Source organism: Staphylococcus sp. IVB6240, assembly GCF_025558425.1.
Classification (GTDB): Bacteria; Bacillota; Bacilli; order Staphylococcales; family Staphylococcaceae; genus Staphylococcus.
On record NZ_CP094718.1, the window covers coordinates 2,141,726 to 2,159,785 of the forward strand.

Below are 18,060 nucleotides of genomic sequence, written 5' to 3' on the forward strand. Positions count from 1 at the left end.
TTTTCCTTTCGTCGGGGTTAAAATAAGAAATAATGCCTTTCTATCTCCAGTCCCACAGAATATATTTTTACTAGAATACCACATTTCTATCACATCTTAACCATTAATTATTGGATAAATTTTGAAATTTTATGATGCTATTATATTCAAAAAAGCTAGAAAATCCTTATTAGGAAATTCTAGCTTTGATCATCTACAAGTTTTTTATTTTTCTTCTAAATCGCAACAACATAAAACCTAAAATCGTTATAGAAAAGCCAGCCAAGAAGGAATGACTTGTATTCGTCTCACCTGTTTGAGGTAATTGTTTGACCGTTGTCTTATCATGATGGCTCGTAATATGTGCCCCTTGCATACTTGACATATGTGAGGCTTGATATGATATCTGCATCATCTTTGGCTTAAATTGAGGCATCGATTCTGTTGTCACTGGCTTCATATTAGAATCAACAACATGAACAGGTTTTAAAGGAACTGTCTTAACAGCCACGTCAGATGCATTAGCTACCTGAACAGAAGATAGCACGTTATTTTCTGTTTGTTGTGACTCAGTTTTCAATATTTTATCTTGTACCTTAGATAATTCTCTGTTATCTTTAGTTTTTTCTTTTTGATGTTCAGATGATTTTTCTGGCACAAATGCATCATCTTGCGTTTTTTCTTCCTGTTGTTCAGAGGATGTCACACCACCAGATATATGGTTTTCTTCAGTTTTATCTTGAGTTGGCGCTACTGCATGTATATCGTCATCTGCATTTTCTACTTTCTTTTCAGGAGTTGCTACTTCACCAGAGTGATCTTCTTGATTTGTTTCACTCTGTTCTTGAGAAGAATTCGCCTGCTGTGGTTCAGTCTCTTCTGTAGACTTGATGGGTCCCTCTTTATCTATAAAACTTGAAATCCAGTCATATAATTCAGATGTGATAGGCGTTCCTAATGTACCGTACTGATTACCAAGTGTCCCATACGTATGTACCGCTATGATCTCACGTGTTTTATCTAATAGAACCGGCCCTCCTGACTGTCCTTCTGAATTATGCATTGAATATTCAATTGTTCCTTGATCTTGAACTTGAATAATTTTACCATCCGCATGCCATTGATTTTGTTTAACTGGATTCTTATCAGCCGGATAACCTTGGCTATACACTTTCTGGCCAATCATACTTCGATCAAACTGCTTAATACGATAAGGTGGAATTAAATCACCAATTGATTGTCCTTTTTCATTCGGCTCTAATTCAATAATTCCCATATCGTACTTTCTCCAAGGTGTTTCTTCATAACGTTCAGGTACATGCATCGCCTTAATTTTAAAGCGACCATAAGGCTCTTTATCGCCATCTTTACCTGGGATGACATAACCGCCCGTCATGTAATCTCTCGGTGAATTGTTGTTATATAATACATGCCCGGCTGTTAGTACTAAATTTTTACCAATAACAGCACCCGTTCCATCTCCACCTTTCAGACTTTCTATTTGTCCCGTATAATTTGCATTATCCGTATGCACAACCGCCGTTTCGGGTTTTACTTCATTACCTGTTAATTTTCGACGATTATCAATCAGATCTCCATCAGTATCAAAATTTGGATCCTGTGACGTATCATAACCCTTATTTTCTTCTACTTCATTAGCTTCTTGATTCTCTGCTTCATCATCTTGTGTATCATATGTATCTGCCTTATTTTGCTGATTCGTTTCCAATGTTGATGTCTGCGTTTCATTTGAATGACGAGACACTGCATCAACCTGTTCTTGTTCACCTGTCTGTGATGTCTGACTACCTTCTTGAAGTATTGAATTTTGATGAGATGGTTCTGCCAACTCATCAGCATGTGCCACTTGTGTTGGATAAACAAAATATAAACCTGTTAAAACCAGTGGAATCTTTATGTAATTTAATTTACGCATTGTCATTCTCCTCTCTTTACCCATGTAGTATAGCCATATTTTTATTTTAAATCAATTTATTTGTTAGGTTAACCTAAAATTTATGCGAGGGGGAATTAGGAAAACATTAAATTTTATGTCATATCAATATACATATCATGGTAGACAGAGAATAGATTAGGACGTAAAACTGCTGTTAGATTAGTTATTATGATTATGCATTAAAATAGACCCTACAGACTGACACTTTTTTAGTATCTAATCTATAGGGTCCATTTTAAATAAACCTAGAGCTCTTTTTTTAATAGTGGTATCTGCACGCAATGATTATCATTTGATTGTCTTTAATCGCATAAACTAATCTATGTTCGTGGTTAATTCTTCTACTACAATATCCTCTTAAGTTACCTTTCAAAGGTTCAGGCTTACCCTCACCTTCTAAAAGACCATCACGTTGTATCCTTTTTATCAAGCTGTTGATCTCCCTTAATAACTTCTTATCCTGTTTTAATCAATATTCATAATCCTCAAAAGCTGTAGGTGTGAAAGTAATATTTAACTTACTCATATGAATCTATATCTACATCTACTATATTTTTATTCTCAGCTTCAGCAATTGATTGAGAAAGGTGTTTAGCATTGACAGGGGACTGTTGTAAGTAAAGCGTCTCCATAATTGAATTATAGTCTGCTTCACTCATTAATACAGCATTTTTATTATTGGTAGTAATGGTTACCGTATCACTATCTTCATTTACTTTATCTATTAAGCGTCTAAAGTTTTTACGTGCATTTGAATAAGTTAGTACAGTCATAAATACAGCCTCCTTTATTAACTTATACCTATTGTACAGTACGTTGTACAATTAGTGAATAAGATAGAACCCTCGTTCTTTTTGCTGAAATTATAATATAAAATTATCTTTGCAACAGAATCACCACAGCAATTCATACTTCATCCGTTCTATAAACCTTCTCTGACACTTTCGTCACTACCTTTTTGTAAAAAAACGCCTGCCAGACGTATCTGACTAGGCTGAATCACTATCTATAATATATCACTAAATTCATACCCAAACCTCTCTAAAATACTATATATGGATTCACTTTACTGATTAGTAATCATAAAGAAAAAGTTTTATAACATCCTCAAAACCTTTTTCCCTCTTGTAAAACTATAAATAAGACCATTCACATCATTCAAATAGTACAGTTCTTTTAGCAGTATCTTACTAAAGAACGATAGCAACTGTTCTACTTATATTTCTCCCCTTATCCAATAATATCTTTATCATAAAATATCAATATGTAGCGTAAATATGGATTTTCAGATTTTTGAAGTATCCACAGAAAATTATATTTTCTCAAAAAACAAGACCCTGCACACCATCATTGGCTGCAAGGTCTTATTTTATCTATTTAAGCTTATTCCCATTCTATGGTACTTGGTGGCTTAGATGTAATATCATACACAACGCGGTTAACGTGGTCTACTTCATTCACGATACGTGTTGAGATCTTTTGTAATACTTCCCAATCGATACGCGCGAAGTCACTTGTCATACCGTCGATAGATGTTACTGCACGAACACCCACCGTGTAGTCGTACGTACGATAGTCTCCCATGACGCCGACTGAGCGAATGTCTGGTAACACTGTAAAGTATTGCCAGATTTCACGTTCTAAACCTTCTTCACGAATCACTTCACGTAAAATCGCATCTGATTCACGAACGATTTCTAGTTTATCTTCTGTAATTTCACCAAGGACACGAATACCAAGACCTGGTCCTGGGAATGGTTGACGCCAAACGAGGTGTTCTGGAATACCCAATTCGATACCTAATGCACGCACTTCATCTTTGAAAAGTGTGTTGATTGGTTCTATCAATTCGAATTCCATATCTTCTGGCAAGCCACCTACGTTATGGTGCGATTTGATTGTTTGTGCTGTCTTCGTACCAGACTCGATCACGTCTGTATATAGCGTACCTTGAGCTAAGAAGTCAACGCCTTCCAATTTAGAAGCTTCATCGTCGAATACGTATACAAACTCATTACCGATGATTTTACGTTTCTTCTCTGGATCTGAGACACCTTCAAGTTTTGACATGAAGCGTTCTTTCGCATTCACACGAATAATGTTCATGTTGAATCCTTCACCGAACTGCTCCATCACCATATCGCCTTCACCTTTACGTAATAGACCATGGTCAACAAAGATACATGTCAATTGATAACCAATGGCTTTGTGTAAAAGTACCGCAACCACTGATGAGTCTACGCCACCACTCATGGCACATAAGACTTTACGGTCACCCACTTGTTCACGAATTTTTTGTACTTCAATGTCGATGAAGTTTTCCATCGTCCATTGACCTGTACAATCACAAACACGACGTACAAAGTTTTCTAACAAGTCGTTACCAAACTCTGTATGGCGTACTTCTGGGTGGAATTGCACACCATAGATACGACGTTTTTTATCTTCAATTGCTGCGTATTGTGTACTTGGGCTATCTGCAATCACTTCAAAGCCTTCTGGAATTTCAATGACTTTGTCTGAATGACTCATCCATACCGTTTGCTCTTCTGGCAAGCCGTGGAATAATTCGTCAGACTTCGCTTTAATGATGGCTTTACCGTATTCACGTTCATTGGCGCGTTCTACTTTACCACCTAAAAGTTTTGTTGTTAATTGCATACCGTAACAAATACCTAATACCGGCACACCTAAATCATAAATTGCTGGATCGATTGTGAACGCATCATCTTCATAAACAGAGTTTGGTCCACCTGATAAAATGATCCCTTTTGGATTCATTTTTTTAATCTCATCTAATGAAATCTCATGATCATGCAGTTCGCTGTACACGCCCATTTCACGAATGCGACGTGTAATCAGCTGATTGTATTGACTACCAAAATCGAGGACAAGAATCAGTTCTTGTTCTTTTGCCATTTCCATACTGTTGTACTCCTTTAATTTTAGAATGAGTAGTTAGGTGATTCTTTAGTGATTTGAACATCATGTGGGTGACTTTCTGCTAAGCCGGCTGCACTCATCTTCGTGAATTGTGCTTCATCACGTAATTGTTGTAAGTTGTGTGAACCTGTGTAACCCATACCACTCTTCACACCACCAATTAATTGGTAAATTGTTTCTTGTAATGGCCCTTTATAGTCGATACGACCTTCTACACCTTCTGGCACGTATTTTTTAGGTGTTTTATCTTCTTGGAAATAACGGTCATTTGAACCGCTTGCCATCGCACCAAGTGATCCCATGCCACGATATACTTTATATTGACGACCTTGGAACATTTCAACTTCTCCAGGGCTTTCTTTTGTACCTGCTAATAAGCTACCAAGCATAACTGCATGACCACCTGCAGCAAGTGCTTTAACGATATCTCCTGAGAATTTAATACCACCATCTGCAATAATCGCTTTACCGTGTTTACGTGCTTCTGTTGCACAGTCATAAACTGCTGTGATTTGAGGGACACCAACACCTGCAACAACACGTGTTGTACAGATTGAACCTGGTCCAATACCTACTTTGACAACATCCGCACCCGCTTCAAATAATGCGTTTGTACCTGAAGCTGTCGCAACGTTACCAGCAATGACTGTAATCTCAGGGTATGTTTCTTTAATAAATCTCACTTGATCAATAACACCTTGTGAATGACCATGTGCTGTATCAATAACAAGTGCATCTACGCCTGCTTCTACAAGTTTTTTCGCACGAATTGGTGTATCTTTCGCAATACCAATTGCTGCTGCAACAAGTAAACGTCCGTGCTCATCTTTTGCTGAATAAGGATACTCATGTACTTTTTCAATATCTTTAATTGTGATAAGTCCTTCTAAAACACCATCTTTAACTAATGGTAACTTTTCAATACGATGTGTTTGAAGAATTTTTTCTGCTTCTTCTAAAGTTGTACCAACTGGAGCTGTAATCAAGTCTTCTTTTGTCATAACGTCTGAAATTTTAATAGAGAAGTCTTCAATAAATCTCAAGTCACGATTTGTAAGAATGCCGACAAGTTTACGCGTCTCTTTGCTGTCAACAATAGGCACACCTGAAATACGATATTTACCCATTAATGCTTCTGCTTCATAGACACTTTCTTCAGGCGTTAAATAAAATGGATCTGTGATAACGCCATTTTCTGAACGTTTTACCTTTTGTACTTCATCTGCTTGATCTTCAATGCTCATGTTTTTATGAATAACACCAAGACCACCTTGACGTGCCATCGCAATCGCCATTTTTGATTCTGTTACTGTATCCATACCTGCTGATACAATCGGGATGTTCAACTTAATTTTATCTGAGAGTGACACACTTAAGTCGACCTCTTTTGGTAATACATTTGATTCAGCTGGAATAAGTAATACATCATCAAACGTTAGCGCTTCTTTTACAAACTTGTTTTCCCACATTTCTATACAGCCTCCATTCAAATTATTAGTTACATTATTTCACATTTTCTTGATTTTGTTGATAGTTTAGACCATTAAAAAATAAATTTAATACAATTGCTGAAATCGTTCCTAACACAATCCCATTTTGCGTTAACCAAGAAAACTGATCACCCAATCCTTGGAACGCTTCAGGCACTGCTGTAATCCCTGCACCGAGACCTACCGAAACAGCAATAATAATTAAGTTATTTTGATTCTTGAAGTTGATGTCGTTAAGAATACGCATGCCATATGCCATCACCATACCGAACATCGCAAGCATCGCTCCACCCAACACAGATAGTGGAATGATATTTGCCAATGCACCTAACTTAGGAATACATCCACAAATGATCAGTAAAATAACCATTCCGTAGATGACGTCGTTCTTTTTCGCGCCTGATAGTGACACAAGTCCAACGTTCTGAGAATAGGCTGTATATGGAAAAGCATTAAAAATCGATCCTAGCGTAATCGCAATCCCTTCAGCCATGTAACCTTTACGGAAATCTTTACGCGTTAATGTCTTACCCGTAATCTCACTTAAAGCGTGATAAACACCTGTTGATTCAATTAAGCTGATCAATGCAACAATGAAAAATACAATCGTTGCGCCAAAGTCAAAAGCAAACCCCGTAAAACGGAACGGTCTTGGCAGTTCAAACCAATGCGCTGAAGCAACCTCTCCTGCATCGATCACACCTAAAAAGCCAGCAAAAATAGTACCAATAATCAAGCCTAGCAAAATGGCAATCGCCTTTAAAAATCCACGTGCAAAACGTTGTAAAAGTAAAATAATCAACAGTGTCACGCTACCTAATAAAAGATGTTTCGGATCCCCATAATCTTTAGCCCCTTGACCACCTGCAAGATAATTCATCGCGACCGGCATAAGCGTAATCCCGATAATTGTTACAACACTACCTGTTACCACAGGCGGGAACAACTTAACAAGAGAAGCAAAGAATGGTGCGATAACAATAACGAGCAGTCCAGATAAAAATAGAGAACCATACAAGACATCGATGCCCTTCGTCTGACCGATTAAAATCATGGGTGCAACTGCAGTGAACGTACATCCTAAGACAACCGGCAGTCCAATACCAATGCCTTTATAGACTTGTAAAAAGGTAGCAACCCCACACATAAAAATATCCACTGTTACAAGATAAGCGGTTTGTTCCGCTGTAAAATCTAAACTTGTTGCGACAATGATAGGGACTAAAATCGCTCCGGCATACATGGCTAATAAGTGTTGTAAACTCAGCAAGAATCGTTTGATCATTGATCTTCTCCTAGCAATGTGACCTTATTGCCTTTTAACGATGCAACTTGGCACAGTGATGAGACTGTTAAGCCTGCTTCTTCCAAGCGCGCACGTCCTGGCTGAAAGCTTTTCTCTACTAAAATACCTACACCAACTGTTTCTGCACCTGCTTGTTGTGCCAATCGATGTAAACCGAGCGCCGCTTCACCATTTGCTAAGAAGTCATCAATGATAAGCACTCTATCTTTGTCTGACAAAAATTCTGTTGAAACAATGACACGATTGGTATTGTTTTTCGTAAATGAATGAACATCTGTCTGATAATATCCTTCATTCAACGTGTTTGGCTTTGCTTTTTTTGCGAATAGACAAGGTACATTAAAACGATGCGCAACCATAATCGCCGGCGCAATACCTGATGCCTCGATTGTTAGTACTTTTGTAACACCTTGATCTCCAAATTGTGAATGGTATACTTCACCGATCTCATGCATTAAACCTGCATCAATCTGGTGATTTAAAAATCCATCCACCTTTAAAATCGATTCATCAATCACAACACCGTCTTCGATGACTTTTCTTTTTAATGCGTCCAAAACGACTCCTCCTAGATAGTTCAAGATATGAAAAAAACCCAAAACTAAAGAATATCGTTTCAGGTGTTTGAGTAATCGTCATACAGTTGTAAAGGACGTTCTTTTGTCAGTCATCCTGTCCTGTGTCGTGAATGCGTGATATTTGCGGTGCAAGTCTAGCACAATCACGTAGAACAAAACAAAAGTCGCATATTACTGATGCCGTCATTACTCATAGTCACATCGTTTAAGGCGACGTGGTAGAAACTTCTAAAGCCATATTCTTCAGATTATATGAGTCTATATAAATTATTAACTGATAATAGCAAATTTGACGTTTTTTCGCAATACTGGTGTGAAAATCGGACAGTTTCCGAAATACTGTAGCTACTTTACAACCATTATATTCACATAGCATAATATAGGTGTAAACGTTTAACTTTTCATTTAAAGGGTAAGTGACAAAATAAGTAATGATTTGACGGAGGGGATTCACTATGACTCATTTTAAAGTAGTAAAATCTGAAGAAGCTGCAATCGAAGCAGTCAATACATTATTAGGTGACGGTTATAAAGAACATGAAATTACGATCATCAGTAAAGACCGTCTCTCAACAGACCGTTTTAACGATTCAGAAGTTAAACAGACGCCAACAGCAGGCACAATTAGCGATAAATTCATGCGCTTCTTTATTGGAGAAGATTCAGAAGAAGCAGCATTCACACGCTTCAATCTTGCTGACAACGATAAAGCGCAACTCAAACAAGCTGTACTTGATGGAGATATTGTTATTCTTGTGAGCCATTTTGAATCAGGTAACCACAGTGAAGTATCACAAACAAATAGCTCATACGAAACACAAGAATTTAAACATCATCCATCTGAACATAAAGGCGACATTGAATAAGCTCATTTAAAAAGATAGGTACGCTATGCGATTGAAATAGTGCTTTAAATATTGCCGTATTCTTTTGTAGTTACATTTTTAAGCAACATCAACTGTCATAAAAACTTTTGAATATGTTCTATCACACTCGAGCCGTACATGCTGCTCGAATGTTTTTATATGGTTTCTCATATATATTTAGTAGAATTGATTATGCTATACTAAAGCCATTACAAAGAGGTGATAGACTATGGAATTTATTCAAATTAAATCAACACAAGATCAATGGTATCAACCTACATTAGACTTTTATTTAGGAAAGTTAGACGATCTTGTCACTGAAGATGAGTCCGTCTTTGTTCAATCACTCAAAACGGAAAAGACGAAAAATGATTACGTCTTCTTAGTCGGTATTGAAGATGACCGTGTTGTTAGCTTTGCCACTGCACATTATGAAGCAACGACAAATGCTGGCTTTATTATTTATTTACTTGCAGAGGAAGGCCCTCAACGCGAATCGTATCTTGAAGCAACACTTCATCAAACTGAGACAAACATCAACGCTCTGGCTCAACAACTTCATGGTCGTGATGTTAACTTCTTTATGTTCGAATCTACTTTTGAATCACCAGATGTAGATTCAAAAACAGCAGACGACATTGCATTTCGTAGACGTTTCTTAACGCAGCAAGGATTTGAAAAGCAAACGAAGCTTTCATATATACAACCATCACTTAACCGCAATGGAAAACCTGTCCCATTAGATTTATATATCAAGACAAATATTCCTTTAACAAAAGATATCTATGGAGCAAGCATCAAATCTTGCTATATCCTCAAGTATGTCTTCGCAAATAGACTGCCACGCAAAGTGATCTATCCGTTGCTTGTGAAGATGGACCTACGAAAAGAACCGAGTGCATAAGCTCTTGAAATCGGTCCATAAAGTCGCTACAATAAAGAGGAGGTAAGACTGAAGGGTCACTGAACGAACACTGACAGTCGTCTAAATTGTAGGAGAAAGGATCCGATGATATGCTAACAAAAGAATTCGCACAAAAGTCTGGCTTAAGCGAAAAGCAAGTCCGAAAAATTGTTCAGCATCTTGAAGAACGTGGTTACCATTTAGGTAAAACAGAATACCGTGGACGTGAAGCGACTGACTTCAAAGAAGAAGATATTGAACTTTTCCAAGAGATTGCAGAGCGTGTTGGACAAACAAATAGTTACGAGCTTGCATTTGAAGAACTTGAGAAGGAAAAAGACTTTTTACAAGTGATTGTAAAGGAAGACTCACAACAACTTCCTGCTGATCAACAACTTTCTAACTTGTTCAATGAGTTGCATAATGAAATCAATCAAATGCGTGAAGAACGCCAAATTCTTGGTCAAATGGTGACACAAGTACATCAACAACAAGAAGCACTCTCTCAATTACACAACAAGTTAGAAGAACAACTTAAATCAAATAGTGCATCAATGGAAGCATTGACAGAAGCACAAAAACAACAAACTGAACAACTTGGTACAACACAAAAACATATTGAATCACAAATCGAAGGACAAAAAGCGTTAGCACATACAATTGAACGCAATGAGAAAAAAGGCTTTTTACAACGCTTGTTCGGCGGTTAGAACAATAGAGATAAGACATCAATTTTGTGTTGGGAGCCAATAAATACGCTCCCAACCTTTGTCTCGCTCTCTTAAAATTAAATAACATGCTAGGGGTGCTCGAAGTGAGCTGAGAAAGATTGACTCTTAACTCTTTGAACCTGATATGGTTAATACCATCGAAGGGAAGCAATGATCTGTCACGCGTTTCACAACGCAAATACAACGTTCTATCATATCATTGACGCTCGCATTTTATGTGACTCAATTTCAATCATACATGTCAACTTCCTGCATCCCACATGCAGGAGGTTTTTTTATGTTACAGACAGTTATTATCGGAGCTGGTGTCATGGGGCTATCTATTGCCAGACAACTGAACCCTCAAAATCGGCACATTCATATCATCGATCGCTCCACACCACGTATGAATGCATCTTACGCGGCTGGTGGTATGTTGGGGGCACAAAATGAGTTTTTTGAAGATACACCTTTGTACCATTTGGCTATGGAAAGTCGTGCCATGATGCCAGCAACAGCACAACAACTTTTAAAAGAAACAAATATGGATATTGAATTACAATCTCACGGGCTAATCAAAGTGGCGACGACACCACAAGACATTCCAGCAGTTGAAAAACAATTTGCTTTCCTAGCACAACAAGACCATGAGATTTATCAATTAACACCTGAACAATTACGTCAACGTTTCCCTTATTGTGATACGGCGTCTTGCGCTGCGTTCAAAATACATGATGACGGTCAAATCAATGCCAACCTATATACGCAAGCTTTGTTACAATCTGTCTCAAAACGTGCGCATATTGATCTACACTTACATACAGAAGTGTTACATATCACGCAACAGGCATCACATTATCAAATCACAACTTCTAAGGGAACATTTAATGCAGATGAATTAATTATTGCAGCTGGTGCTTGGAGTGGGGAATTGTTACATCAACTTGATATTCACCTTCCGACACACCCTGTCAAAGGAGACGTAAAACTAATCGCCTCTTCTTATAAAGGACTGAAGGAAACTATTTTTAATATGAATGGTTGCTATATCGTTCCTAAAAAACCAAATCGCTATCTTATTGGGGCAACTTCAGAACGAGATAATTGGAGTACCCAGAATAAAGAGGAAAACCTGCAATGGTTAGATCGCGAAAGCCAACTGATGATTCCACAACTGCGAGAACATCATGTCATTAAAACTTGGACAGGCATTCGACCAATCACATCGAATGAAGTACCGATTATGGGGGCACTTCGCGATAATCTTTACATCTCTACCGGACATTATCGAAATGGTATCCTGCTCTCCCCTATTGTTGGCGAACGTATGGCACAGCTTATTGATGGAGATGCTAGGGCAGCAACTCAATTAAGACCTTTCTCCCCTATAAAATAAGAATTTCATGCACAAGGGTTGATTTTAACAGCACTTGCCATTATCCTTATAATACAAGTCGGAATTAGAAGGGAGCGTCAAAATGTCTTTATTTTTAATCATACTTAATTTAATTATCTTTGCTGGGTTCATGATTGGACTATGGGTGATGGCGAAGAAACACGTTAAATTCCCAACACGTGTCTTTGTTGCCCTCGGTCTTGGTATCGTACTCGGGATTGTCGTACAACTCCTTTACGGTGCAGACAGCAAAATAACAACACAAACAACTGAATGGATTGGTATCATTGGTAATGGATATATTTCCCTCTTAAAAATGATCGTTATTCCATTAGTATTTATTTCAATTATTGCAGCATTTACAAAAATCGACCTTGGTGAGAAGTTTGCCAAAATGGGCGGTTACATCTTCATGTTTTTAATCGGTACTGTTGCCGTTTCAGCCATTGTCGGAATTGCCTATGCGATGTTATTTGGCCTAGATGCATCAACGATTGATTTAGGCCAAGCTGAAAATGCACGTAGTTCAGAAATTACACAAACGGCAAAAGACTTAACAGCAACGACATTGCCAGCACAAATTTTAGAATTACTCCCTGCAAATCCATTCTTAGACTTTACAGGGGCGCGTGCGACTTCAACAATCGCAGTCGTTATTTTTGCTGCGTTTATTGGTTTTGCTTATTTACGTGTTGCACGTAAACAACCTGAAAATGGCCATGTATTAAAACGCGGTATTGATGCCGTGTACTCACTTGTTATGGCCATCGTAACTTTTGTATTACGCTTAACACCTTATGGGATCTTAGCGATTATGTTAAACACATTGGCAACAAGTGACTTTGCAGCGATTTGGACACTCGGTAAATTTGTTATCGCATCTTATGCTGCATTAATCACAATGTATATTATTCACTTGCTCATCTTATTGGTTTTAGGTGTTAACACAATCCAATATGTGAAGAAAACAGCAGAAGTGATGCTATTTGCCTTCACTTCACGTTCAAGCGCAGGTACATTACCACTTAACATTCAAACACAAACGAATCGTTTAGGCGTTCCACAAGCGATTGCAAACTTCTCAGGTTCTTTCGGTTTATCTATCGGTCAAAATGGTTGTGCCGGTATTTACCCTGCAATGCTTGCCATCATGGTAGCACCAGTTGCAGGTGTTGAGATTGACCTACAGTTCATCGCAACACTTATCATCGTTGTGATCATCAGTTCATTTGGTGTAGCAGGTGTCGGTGGTGGTGCAACATTTGCATCTATCCTCGTACTTTCTGCATTAAACTTACCAGTCGGTCTTGCAGGTGTTCTTATTTCAGTCGAACCTTTAATTGATATGGGACGTACAGCATTAAATGTTAATGACTCAATATTAGCCGGAACAGGTACAGCAAAATTAACAAAACAATTGGATGAAGATGTCTTCAATGACAATCAATATGACGAGCTAACAACAAGTCATTAATCATCCAAAAACACCACATACGCACTCTTGCGCATGTGGTATTTTTTTGGCTATATTTTATTGAATCCTGACTCTTGCAACCAATCTCTCATCTCTAAGCGCTGTTTACTACTCATAAAGTTCGCGACTTGTTCTGACCATGTTTCTGTTCGGCGTCCATCCGTTCTTTCTTTATAATAATCAGATACCGTTTGATCATATGCTGCTAAATGTTGGCGTGCCTCATCACGATCATTGTTATACGTATCCACATGAAAGACATGCTCTAATGGCAATCGTGGTTTAGGCGAGCCATTCTCATCATCTGCCGGTACACCTATTGCCATACCAAATATTGGGAAAGTATGCTCAGGTAAGTCTAAAATTTCACGAACACGTGCCACATCATTGCGTAGTGATCCTAAGTAAACAATGCCGTAGCCCATATCCTCTGCTGTTAACGCAATATTTTGAGCCATCAATGACGCATCCACCGTCCCAACTAACAAGCCTTCCGCAGATTCAAAACTTGTCGACATGTTCTTTCCTTGTTGTTCACTCACAAGATCATGTCTATTGTAGTCAATGACGAATACTAACAAGTAGCCATTATCTAACACATGCGGTTGTCCCGATACTTCTTTTAAAGCCATTTTCTTTTCAACATCTTCTACACCAATCACAGACGTCGTTTGCAGATAGCTTGATGTTGATGCCATCTGACCTGCCTCAATCAACTTTGCGACTGTTTCACGCGTTAATGTTTCCGCTTTAAACTTTCTCACTGAGTGATGTTGCTTTGCTAAATGATATACATAATCTGACATTCGTTTCACTCCCCTATTCTTTATTTTTATGTTATCAAATGACACCTTAAAACGCATGTACACTGCACACTTGATTCTTGAATCACAAACCTTTATCATAAAAGTATCAATTTTCTGACAAAGGAGTGTCTTTATGACTCAAACATCGCAACAATTAGCAGAGCAAGTTTTTCAAGCTTATAAAACACATCAACCTATCCCTTTTCTCAATCCTGAAGAAAATGTAGATGAGGTTTTAGGCTATCAAACACAGGATGCACTTATTGCACAATTAAAAGAACATCATCAGACAGATGTGGCAGGATATAAAGTAAGTATGACAAGTGCAGAAACACAAGCATATGCAAATACACATGAACCTGCCTATGGTACATTACTTAAAACAGTCATTAAACAAAGCGGTGCAACTGTCAAATTAGGAGAGATGTTTGCGCCATTAATCGAGCCCGAATTGGTATTTGTCGTTACAGAAGACTTGCCTTCTGACCCAAGCGTTGAGGATGTCCTCAATCATTCACAGTTAGCACCAGCTATTGAAGTCCCTGATGCGCGCTATGAAGATTGGTTTCCAAACTTTACATTAGGTGACTTATTATCCGATAACACAGCAACTGGACTTGTCGTTGTTGGAGAACCTGTCGCACAACTAGATTATGACAAACTTGGTGCAGTCACAATGTCATTGAAACACAATGGTTCAGAAGTCAAAACAGGTGTCGCATCTGAAGTATTAGGTAACCCTGTTAAAGCCGTACAATGGCTCAGTCAAAAGTTAGCAAGCCATGGTAAGTCACTTAAAAAAGGCGATGTCATCTCGTCTGGTACTTTCATCCCACCTATCAAGGCAGAAAAAGGCACTTACACAGTTGACTACAAAGATGTGGGTCAAGTCACTGTAACATTTGAATAAAGCATATAACCATGTGTAGAGAAGTCATTAAAATTTAAACAGCAATAAATCAGGTTGGGACAAAAGCACCTAGGATTTGAGCAGAACCGAACAATGAGCAAACTTACTTTTCAAATTTTGCCGGAATCGCGAAATTCTGTTGAAAATTCTGCTTCTCAAACACTGACAATCAATCGGTTTCCCAGAGCGCAAATTTATTATGTCTCAACCCCTAGACATTGCGCCCTACTTCTCTCGCACATAACACAGCTCCCGAGTATATGAATGGTGAATATCCCTCTTCTTTTGATATTGCCTGTAGACACTCTGGGAGCTCATATATTTTCAATAAAGATGTCATTAATTGAGAATTGGACCCCATCAATGATATGATAAGGATAGGCAGGAACTGCATTTAAAACTACTTTCTATACCAATTCAATTGCGTCATTTCGCATGATGAAAGTTGATGTTCAATTATTACTGCTTAATAATTGACGTATGTATCGTTCCATGCCATAATAACACTTAAGATTAGAATTATTATTAAAAAGGAATTATAACAAAGAAGGCTTTGCGTTAATTCTAATCTAATAATAATTAATATACATTCCTAGGAGGCTATTCAACATGTCATTAATCGGTAAACAAATTGGAGAATTCACAGCACAAGCGTACAATGCAAAAACAGACGAATTCGTTGAGGTAACACAAGAAGATTTAAAAGGTAACTGGAGTGTTGTTGTATTCTACCCAGCAGACTTCTCTTTCGTATGCCCAACAGAATTACAAGATGTTCAAAGCCATTATGAGAAATTACAAGAACTTGGTACAAACGTATTCTCTGTATCAACAGACACACACTTCGTACACAAAGCTTGGCACGATCACTCAGATGCCATCAGCACATTAAAATACACAATGATCGGTGACCCATCACAACAAATCACACGTTTATTCGATGTATTAGATGAAGAAGCTGGTCTTGCACAACGTGGTACATTCATCGTTGACCCTGATGGTGTTGTTCAAGCAGCTGAAATTAATGCTGACGGTATCGGCCGTGACGCAAGCACATTAGTACACAAAATTAAAGCAGCTCAATACGTACGTCAAAATCCAGGTGAAGTTTGCCCAGCGAAATGGGAAGAAGGCGGCGAAACATTAACACCAGGATTAGACTTAGTAGGTAAAATTTAAGGAGGCATTACTGAATGCTTAATCAAGAGTTAAAGAATCAACTTGCACAACTTCTTGATTTGATGGAAGGTGACGTTGTCTTCAAACTAAGCACAGGATCTGATGAATCATCTCAAAAAATGGAAGATCTTGTGAATGAAGTAGCAGACATGTCATCACGCATTACAGTAGAAAAAGCAGACTTAAAACGTTCACCTAGCTTTAGCGTGAATAGACCCGGAGAGGACACTGGCGTTACTTTCGCCGGTGTTCCTCTTGGTCATGAGTTTAACTCTTTCGTTTTAGCACTTCTACAAGTGAGTGGTCGCGCACCAAAAGAAGAGCAATCTGTAATCGATCAAATCAAAGCAATTGATAAACCATTAAACTTTGAAACATATATCAGCTTAACATGTCAAAAATGTCCGGATGTTGTTCAAGCATTAAACTTAATGAGTGTCCTTAACCCAAATATCACACACACAATGATTGACGGTGCAACATTCAAAGAAGAAGCTGAAGATATCATGGCTGTACCATCTATCTTCTTAAATGGTGAACAATTCGGTAGTGGTCGTATGACTGTCACTGATATTTTAAGCGCACTTGGCCAAGGCCCTGATGCTTCAGAATTCGAAGGCAAAGAGACATTCGATGTCCTCGTTGTCGGCGGTGGTCCTGCAAGTGCAAGTTCTGCTATTTACGCTGCACGTAAAGGTTTACGTACAGGTATTGTTGCAGATCGTATCGGTGGTCAAGTTAACGATACACAAGACATCGAAAACTTAATCAGCGTGAAGAAAACAACGGGAACAGCACTTGCTGTTAACCTTGAAGAACACATTAACGAATATAACATCGATGTGATGAAAGGTGTTCGTGCTGAATCTGTAAACAAGACAGACGAAAGCATTGATCTTACATTAGATAATGGTGCCGTACTTCACACAAAAACATTGATCGTTTCAACAGGTGCACGTTGGAGACAACTTGGTGTACCAGGTGAGCAAGAGCTTGCAAACAAAGGTGTGGCATATTGCCCACACTGTGACGGTCCATTATTCGAAGACAAGCATGTTGCTGTTGTCGGCGGTGGTAACTCTGGTGTAGAAGCAGCCATCGATCTTGCAGGTATCTGTAAGAGCGTGACATTACTTGAGTTTGGTGCTGAGATGCGTGCAGACAAAGTCTTACAAGAACGCTTAAACTCATTATCAAACACAACAGTCATTACAAACGCTGCGACAAAAGAAATTACTGGCGATGAGCGTGTGAATGGTTTAACTTATGAAGATACACAATCTAAAGAACAGCAACATCTTGAATTAGATGGTGTCTTCGTTCAAATCGGTCTTTCGCCTAATACAGAATGGTTAGGTGACACAGTTAACCGCAACAGAATGGGTGAAATCGAAGTTGACCGTTTAGGTGCTACGAATGTCCCAGGTATCTTTGCTGCCGGAGACTGTACAGACCAACGCTACAAACAAATTATTATCTCTATGGGATCAGGCGCAACAGCAGCATTATCTGCTTTTGATTACCTTATCCGTAACTAATAAGAAAGAAGGAGCTGAGTACTA

At 38.4% G+C, this 18,060-nt stretch carries 15 protein-coding genes, 1 pseudogene and 2 riboswitches; of the genes and pseudogenes, 8 read left to right on the top strand and 8 right to left on the bottom strand.

What is annotated here, in order from left to right; translation table 11 throughout:
• Positions 1-193: 193 nt before the first annotated feature.
• The 7 genes and pseudogenes from MUA88_RS10645 to xpt all read right to left on the bottom strand — a co-directional run bounded on the left by MUA88_RS10645 (position 194) and on the right by xpt (position 8,232).
• Positions 194-1,915: a trypsin-like serine protease gene (locus MUA88_RS10645; RefSeq protein ID WP_262604123.1), complete on the bottom strand. Its 1,722-nt coding sequence runs from the start codon at positions 1,913-1,915 to the stop codon at positions 194-196.
• Between the two features lie 280 nt (positions 1,916-2,195).
• Positions 2,196-2,462, bottom strand: a pseudogene (locus MUA88_RS10650) (Txe/YoeB family addiction module toxin).
• Complete coding sequence (locus MUA88_RS10655) at positions 2,455-2,709, bottom strand: type II toxin-antitoxin system Phd/YefM family antitoxin (protein WP_262604124.1); 255 nt, start codon at positions 2,707-2,709, stop codon at positions 2,455-2,457. The pseudogene MUA88_RS10650 and the gene MUA88_RS10655 overlap by 8 nt, the downstream one beginning before the upstream one ends.
• A gap of 610 nt (positions 2,710-3,319) precedes the next feature.
• Positions 3,320-4,861, bottom strand: a complete 1,542-nt coding sequence (gene guaA / locus MUA88_RS10660) for a glutamine-hydrolyzing GMP synthase (protein ID WP_262605558.1) — start codon at positions 4,859-4,861, stop codon at positions 3,320-3,322.
• Between the two features lie 20 nt (positions 4,862-4,881).
• The gene (guaB, locus tag MUA88_RS10665; RefSeq protein ID WP_262605559.1) at positions 4,882-6,348 is read right to left on the bottom strand and encodes an IMP dehydrogenase; all 1,467 of its coding nucleotides are present in this window, start codon (positions 6,346-6,348) and stop codon (positions 4,882-4,884) included.
• A 34-nt stretch (positions 6,349-6,382) separates the two neighbouring features.
• The gene (gene pbuX, locus MUA88_RS10670) at positions 6,383-7,651 is read right to left on the bottom strand and encodes a xanthine permease PbuX (RefSeq protein ID WP_262605171.1); all 1,269 of its coding nucleotides are present in this window, start codon (positions 7,649-7,651) and stop codon (positions 6,383-6,385) included.
• Positions 7,651-8,232: a xanthine phosphoribosyltransferase gene (gene xpt, locus MUA88_RS10675; protein ID WP_262604127.1), complete on the bottom strand. Its 582-nt coding sequence runs from the start codon at positions 8,230-8,232 to the stop codon at positions 7,651-7,653. Before xpt ends, pbuX begins: the two co-directional genes overlap by 1 nt.
• A gap of 194 nt (positions 8,233-8,426) precedes the next feature.
• Positions 8,427-8,529, bottom strand: a riboswitch (purine riboswitch).
• Positions 8,530-8,708: 179 nt separating this feature from the next.
• Here xpt and MUA88_RS10680 point away from each other — a divergent pair.
• From MUA88_RS10680 to MUA88_RS10700, 5 genes are all read left to right on the top strand, one after another.
• Positions 8,709-9,119, top strand: coding sequence for a general stress protein (locus MUA88_RS10680; protein WP_262604128.1), 411 nt, complete (start codon positions 8,709-8,711; stop codon positions 9,117-9,119).
• A gap of 229 nt (positions 9,120-9,348) precedes the next feature.
• A complete protein-coding gene (locus MUA88_RS10685; RefSeq protein WP_262604129.1) occupies positions 9,349-10,023 on the top strand; it encodes a hypothetical protein in 675 nt (224 codons plus the stop codon).
• A gap of 110 nt (positions 10,024-10,133) precedes the next feature.
• Positions 10,134-10,733, top strand: coding sequence for a DNA-binding protein (locus MUA88_RS10690; protein ID WP_262604130.1), 600 nt, complete (start codon positions 10,134-10,136; stop codon positions 10,731-10,733).
• Between the two features lie 81 nt (positions 10,734-10,814).
• Positions 10,815-10,917: riboswitch (TPP riboswitch) on the top strand.
• Positions 10,918-11,031: 114 nt separating this feature from the next.
• Positions 11,032-12,129, top strand: a complete 1,098-nt coding sequence (gene thiO, locus MUA88_RS10695; RefSeq protein ID WP_262605560.1) for a glycine oxidase ThiO — start codon at positions 11,032-11,034, stop codon at positions 12,127-12,129.
• 82 nt (positions 12,130-12,211) lie between these two features.
• Positions 12,212-13,603: an L-cystine transporter gene (locus tag MUA88_RS10700; RefSeq protein WP_262605561.1), complete on the top strand. Its 1,392-nt coding sequence runs from the start codon at positions 12,212-12,214 to the stop codon at positions 13,601-13,603.
• A gap of 50 nt (positions 13,604-13,653) precedes the next feature.
• On the opposite strand, the gene MUA88_RS10705 is transcribed toward MUA88_RS10700, so the two are convergent.
• Positions 13,654-14,409: an NADPH-dependent oxidoreductase gene (locus MUA88_RS10705; RefSeq protein ID WP_262604133.1), complete on the bottom strand. Its 756-nt coding sequence runs from the start codon at positions 14,407-14,409 to the stop codon at positions 13,654-13,656.
• A gap of 133 nt (positions 14,410-14,542) precedes the next feature.
• Here MUA88_RS10705 and MUA88_RS10710 point away from each other — a divergent pair, with 133 nt between their 5' ends.
• The 3 genes from MUA88_RS10710 (at position 14,543) to ahpF (ending at position 18,036) form a co-directional block, all read left to right on the top strand.
• The gene (locus tag MUA88_RS10710) at positions 14,543-15,319 is read left to right on the top strand and encodes a 2-keto-4-pentenoate hydratase (protein ID WP_262604134.1); all 777 of its coding nucleotides are present in this window, start codon (positions 14,543-14,545) and stop codon (positions 15,317-15,319) included.
• A 609-nt stretch (positions 15,320-15,928) separates the two neighbouring features.
• Positions 15,929-16,498 (top strand): alkyl hydroperoxide reductase subunit C, encoded by a 570-nt coding sequence (gene ahpC, locus MUA88_RS10715; protein ID WP_262604135.1) that lies wholly within the window; start codon positions 15,929-15,931, stop codon positions 16,496-16,498.
• 14 nt (positions 16,499-16,512) lie between these two features.
• A complete protein-coding gene (gene ahpF / locus MUA88_RS10720; RefSeq protein WP_262604136.1) occupies positions 16,513-18,036 on the top strand; it encodes an alkyl hydroperoxide reductase subunit F in 1,524 nt (507 codons plus the stop codon).
• Positions 18,037-18,060 lie beyond the last annotated feature (24 nt).

What these genes read in the sequence shown, in the direction of transcription:
- MUA88_RS10705 (WP_262604133.1), bottom strand. Translation starts at nt 14,409, where the DNA reads ATGTCAGATTATGTATATCATTTAGCAAAGCAACATCACTCAGTGAGA.
- MUA88_RS10655 (WP_262604124.1), bottom strand. Translation starts at nt 2,709, where the DNA reads ATGACTGTACTAACTTATTCAAATGCACGTAAAAACTTTAGACGCTTA.
- ahpF (WP_262604136.1), top strand. Translation starts at nt 16,513, where the DNA reads ATGCTTAATCAAGAGTTAAAGAATCAACTTGCACAACTTCTTGATTTG.
- MUA88_RS10645 (WP_262604123.1), bottom strand. Translation starts at nt 1,915, where the DNA reads ATGCGTAAATTAAATTACATAAAGATTCCACTGGTTTTAACAGGTTTA.
- MUA88_RS10690 (WP_262604130.1), top strand. Translation starts at nt 10,134, where the DNA reads ATGCTAACAAAAGAATTCGCACAAAAGTCTGGCTTAAGCGAAAAGCAA.
- MUA88_RS10680 (WP_262604128.1), top strand. Translation starts at nt 8,709, where the DNA reads ATGACTCATTTTAAAGTAGTAAAATCTGAAGAAGCTGCAATCGAAGCA.
- guaB (WP_262605559.1), bottom strand. Translation starts at nt 6,348, where the DNA reads ATGTGGGAAAACAAGTTTGTAAAAGAAGCGCTAACGTTTGATGATGTA.
- guaA (WP_262605558.1), bottom strand. Translation starts at nt 4,861, where the DNA reads ATGGAAATGGCAAAAGAACAAGAACTGATTCTTGTCCTCGATTTTGGT.
- MUA88_RS10710 (WP_262604134.1), top strand. Translation starts at nt 14,543, where the DNA reads ATGACTCAAACATCGCAACAATTAGCAGAGCAAGTTTTTCAAGCTTAT.
- ahpC (WP_262604135.1), top strand. Translation starts at nt 15,929, where the DNA reads ATGTCATTAATCGGTAAACAAATTGGAGAATTCACAGCACAAGCGTAC.
- MUA88_RS10700 (WP_262605561.1), top strand. Translation starts at nt 12,212, where the DNA reads ATGTCTTTATTTTTAATCATACTTAATTTAATTATCTTTGCTGGGTTC.
- MUA88_RS10685 (WP_262604129.1), top strand. Translation starts at nt 9,349, where the DNA reads ATGGAATTTATTCAAATTAAATCAACACAAGATCAATGGTATCAACCT.
- thiO (WP_262605560.1), top strand. Translation starts at nt 11,032, where the DNA reads ATGTTACAGACAGTTATTATCGGAGCTGGTGTCATGGGGCTATCTATT.